Here is a 4,119-nt window from a genome sequence, read left to right as displayed (position 1 = left end):
CATGAGTATCTGCCTATCCTTGACTCTCTATAGAGTACGTGTTAATAAGCAGTTACACAAAATTAGTTACAGTCTCTTTCTGGCTTTCAATATATATGTCTATGGATATTATTTTAATAGAAGACAAATTAAGCTCCCGGTGCTCAATAGGCAAAGTTTTATAGGTTTTTTAGAGATATTGATATGACACGAGTAGTGCTAAGACGTTTTGATATAAAAACCTACGGGATGTAGTAATTTATTAATCAAAAGAGACTTATTTCGCCATTTGTATATATCTTAAGTACAATAGTGTTCATTATTTTTCGTTAGAACTATGCCTTTATGCCTGTAAGTTTAGCTCCCCATAATACCTTGGCCTTAACACAATGTTGCGACGCTATTGTTGAAGTTGACTCAAAAAAACAACTGATTTCAGTCGTTTCTAAGCTTGTCAGTGAATCTAAGCCTATGTTGATCTTAGGCGGTGGCAGTAATGTTGTATTTACCGATGATTTCAATGGCACCATTATAAAAGTGCTTACAAAAGGAATTAAGGTCGTTGAAGATGAGTTTAATTTCATCTTATCAGTTCAAGCAGGTGAAAATTGGCATGATTTTGTTGAATACTGTTTAGAAAATGGCATTAACGGCTTAGAGAATCTAGCGTTAATTCCAGGCACAGTTGGCGCCGCGCCTATTCAAAATATTGGTGCTTACGGTGTAGAAATCGATAATTTCTGCTCTCAAGTAGAATACTATGACTATACGACATCTCAGTTGATAACCCTTGACGCAGATCAGTGCCAGTTTGGTTACCGAGATTCAATTTTTAAACACCAGCTTAAGGATAAGGCTGTCATCACCGAGGTTGAATTTAGATTACCTAAGTTGTGGGCGCCTAATCTTGAATATGGACCACTAAAACACTTACAGGATGACAGTGTTAGCGCACAAATAATATTTGAAACAGTATGTGATGTGAGGCAAAGTAAATTACCGGATCCTAAGGTACTTGGTAATGTTGGTAGTTTCTTCAAAAACCCGATTATTTCAGCTAAGCAGTATCTTGAGTTATTAACCGAATTTAGTGATCTTGTCGGCTACGCGCAAACTGACGGCACGATTAAAATTGCCGCAGGTTGGTTAATTGATGAAGCTAATTTAAAAGGCTTTACAGTAGGCCGTGCTGCCGTGCATACCAAGCAAGCACTAGTGCTCGTTAACCTCGGTGGGGCAACGGGTAATGATATTTGTCAATTAGCTCATGCGGTGATGAATAAAGTTTACGATAAATTTAATATAAATTTAGAACCGGAACCAAGAATTATTGGCCCAAAAGGCGAGGTAGATATCTGATATGAATGGTCATTGGGTTAAAAAGAAACAGATCCTAGCTTTGCTTGATCATAGTGATTATGTCTCTGGTGAGCAAATTGCTCAAAAAGTGGGTTTATCACGCACCGCGGTAAACAACCACATCAGCCAGTTACTTGATTATGGCGTAGATATATACAGTGTTAAAGGCAAAGGCTATAAGTTATCTAACCCATTACCATTATTTGATGAGGCAAAACTATTGGCTGCAATAGATAATCGTTGCTTTTATTTTGATGACATTAACAGCACCAATGCCTTTATGTTGCAACACGCTGATGAATTGAAAACAGGTGATATTTGTATCGCTGAATATCAATCTGCAGGTAGGGGGAGGCGAGGACGTAATTGGGTATCTCCCTATGGGCACCATGTTTATGCTTCAATTTTTTGGCGCTTAAATCAAGGTATGAATGCAGCAATGGGCTTAAGCTTAATTGTTGGCTGCTCTATTGTAAAAACCTTAGAGAAATATGGTGTAGAAAATTTAGGCTTAAAATGGCCCAATGATATTTATAAAGATAATAAAAAATTAGCAGGCATTTTAATTGAATTGTCTGGCCATTCCTTGGATGAATGTAATTTAGTGATCGGTTTTGGCATTAACATGAGTATGTCTAATAAGCATGCTGAAGCTATTGATCAACCATGGAGTGACTTGAGTGCTTTAGCGGAGATGCCAAATAAAACTGATTTAATGATTGATTTACATCAACAACTTAAATCAGATTTACGCCTATTTGAATTACAAGGCTTAACGCCTTTTATACCGCAATGGGAAAAACATGATTTATTCATTCATAAAGAAGTGGATTTGATCATGGCACCTCATTCTCTATCGGGGATCTGTCGAGGAATTGATCAACAAGGCGCTATTTTATTGGAGATTAATGGCAACATTACATCACACATTGGTGGCGAAATTAGCTTGAGGGCATCTGCCAAATAACCGTATTTATTTACGTAAAAGCACTTGGTCTACAAGGTGGTTCTGGGCTTTTTTTAAAATGAGGTTAGCGCGGGCACGACTGGGTTTGATGTTTGACTGTAAATTGGGGCCGTTAATTGTGTCCCAAATATTCGCTGCCGTAGCATTCGCTTCTTCATCAGACAGTGTCGAATAGTGATGGAAAAACGACTCAGGATCACTGAAAGCCCCTTGTCGGAATTTCAAAAAGCGTTGCTGGTACCAGTGTTTTAACAGTGACTCTTCAGCATCGACATAGATAGAGAAGTCGACATAATCTGACAAAAAGGTACTTTTATGATCAGGTGATGGATCTAATGATGTCTGTAATACATTAAGGCCTTCGATAATCAAAATATCGGGCTGATTAATTTCTTGGACACTATCCGTTAACCTATCGTAGCTGACATGAGAATATAACGGTGCCGATACGGATTCATCGCCAGCTTTAATGCTGGAAATAAAATCAATCAACATTTTCATGTCGTAACTTTCAGGAAAACCTTTGCGCTTAAGCAAATTACGTTGTTTAAGTTCTGCTAACGGGTATAAGAAGCCATCGGTGGTGACTAATTCGACTTTTGGGTGCTCTGACCAGCGTTGTAATAATGTTTGCAAAATACGTGCAGTGGTACTCTTACCGACTGCAACACTGCCTGAGATACTAATGATGTAAGGTGTTTTTGTCGGTTTATGACTTAAGAACTGATCAAGCACTTCACTGCGTTGATGTTTGGCACTGATAATCAGGTTGAGTAGGCGACTTAAGGGCAAATAAATATCCGTCACTTCATCGAGTGACAGTTGCTCATTCATGCCTCGAAGGTTTTCTAATTCTTCTTGGCTTAGTGTTAAAGGCACCGAATTACGTAATTCAGACCATTGTTGGCGCTGAAAAGAAAAATAAAGTGCTTGCTGAGATAATTTATTTGATGTCATAACGTCCTTTCCTTAGATCAGGCACAGTACACCAACAATATATATTGAACAATAGAAAATGCATTGATAGTTTTAGCAATAGTTTAAATCGAGGTATTTTTGAACGCAGTTGTTAAATTGAGCCTAAAAAAGCGACATTTAAGACTTTTTTTATCTTTTTTATGCTTTTGCTATTGCACTTGTGCCGACATTTACCTAATATCCGTTTCCGAAATGATTAGCCGGCATAGCTCAGTTGGTAGAGCAACTGACTTGTAATCAGTAGGTCCCGAGTTCGACTCTTGGTGCCGGCACCATTTTTCTGGAGGGGTTCCCGAGTGGCCAAAGGGATCAGACTGTAAATCTGACGGCTCAGCCTTCGAAGGTTCGAATCCTTCTCCCTCCACCATTTTTAAAGGTAGTTAGGTAGCCTTAAACAGGTTGCGCGGATGTCGTATAATGGTATTACTCCAGCCTTCCAAGCTGATAACGCGGGTTCGATTCCCGCCATCCGCTCCAAATTGCTGAACGACTTGATTGCTTAATATCTCTGTCAGAGTTATTAAGTCAATCAAATCCTTTAAATCAGCACGTCCTGTCTTATGCTAAACTAATCTCCTAAACTAATCGATTCGATGTCATTCAATGCATCGGATTTTTTCTATATGTGTTTTCATTACCAAGACTCTGGGTTGAGGCAATATCATGGCTAAAGAAAAATTTGAACGTAGTAAACCACACGTAAACGTGGGTACAATTGGTCACGTTGACCATGGTAAAACAACTCTTACAGCAGCTATTTCAGCTGTATTGTCAAAAGTATATGGTGGTGAAGTTAAAGATTTCGCACAAATCGATAACGCTCCAGAAGAGCGTGA

At 38.7% G+C, this 4,119-nt stretch carries 4 protein-coding genes and 3 tRNA genes; 6 read left to right on the top strand and 1 reads right to left on the bottom strand.

Annotated elements, in window-relative coordinates:
* The first annotated feature begins 324 nt into the window (after positions 1 to 324).
* Both murB and birA read left to right on the top strand, forming a co-directional pair.
* The gene (gene murB, locus Q4546_RS18990; protein ID WP_102436320.1) at positions 325 to 1,338 is read left to right on the top strand and encodes a UDP-N-acetylmuramate dehydrogenase; all 1,014 of its coding nucleotides are present in this window, start codon (positions 325 to 327) and stop codon (positions 1,336 to 1,338) included.
* Between the two features lies 1 nt (position 1,339).
* The gene (gene birA / locus Q4546_RS18985) at positions 1,340 to 2,305 is read left to right on the top strand and encodes a bifunctional biotin--[acetyl-CoA-carboxylase] ligase/biotin operon repressor BirA (protein WP_102436322.1); all 966 of its coding nucleotides are present in this window, start codon (positions 1,340 to 1,342) and stop codon (positions 2,303 to 2,305) included.
* Between the two features lie 6 nt (positions 2,306 to 2,311).
* Here the strand turns inward: birA and coaA are convergent, their stop codons facing one another.
* A complete protein-coding gene (gene coaA / locus Q4546_RS18980) occupies positions 2,312 to 3,262 on the bottom strand; it encodes a type I pantothenate kinase (protein ID WP_102436324.1) in 951 nt (316 codons plus the stop codon).
* Between the two features lie 220 nt (positions 3,263 to 3,482).
* Between coaA and Q4546_RS18975 the strand changes: the two genes are divergently transcribed.
* From Q4546_RS18975 to Q4546_RS18960, 4 genes are all read left to right on the top strand, one after another.
* A tRNA-Thr gene (locus Q4546_RS18975) sits at positions 3,483 to 3,558 on the top strand.
* Between the two features lie 7 nt (positions 3,559 to 3,565).
* Positions 3,566 to 3,650, top strand: a tRNA-Tyr gene (locus Q4546_RS18970).
* 36 nt (positions 3,651 to 3,686) lie between these two features.
* Positions 3,687 to 3,760, top strand: a tRNA-Gly gene (locus tag Q4546_RS18965).
* 186 nt (positions 3,761 to 3,946) lie between these two features.
* Positions 3,947 to 4,119: GTP-binding protein (locus Q4546_RS18960; protein WP_303446844.1), on the top strand; the 173-nt coding region annotated here is incomplete at its 3' end.

This window comes from Shewanella sp. 4_MG-2023 (genome assembly GCF_030548015.1).
Classification (GTDB): domain Bacteria; phylum Pseudomonadota; class Gammaproteobacteria; order Enterobacterales; family Shewanellaceae; genus Shewanella.
This window is presented reverse-complemented; position numbering and strand designations above follow the sequence as displayed.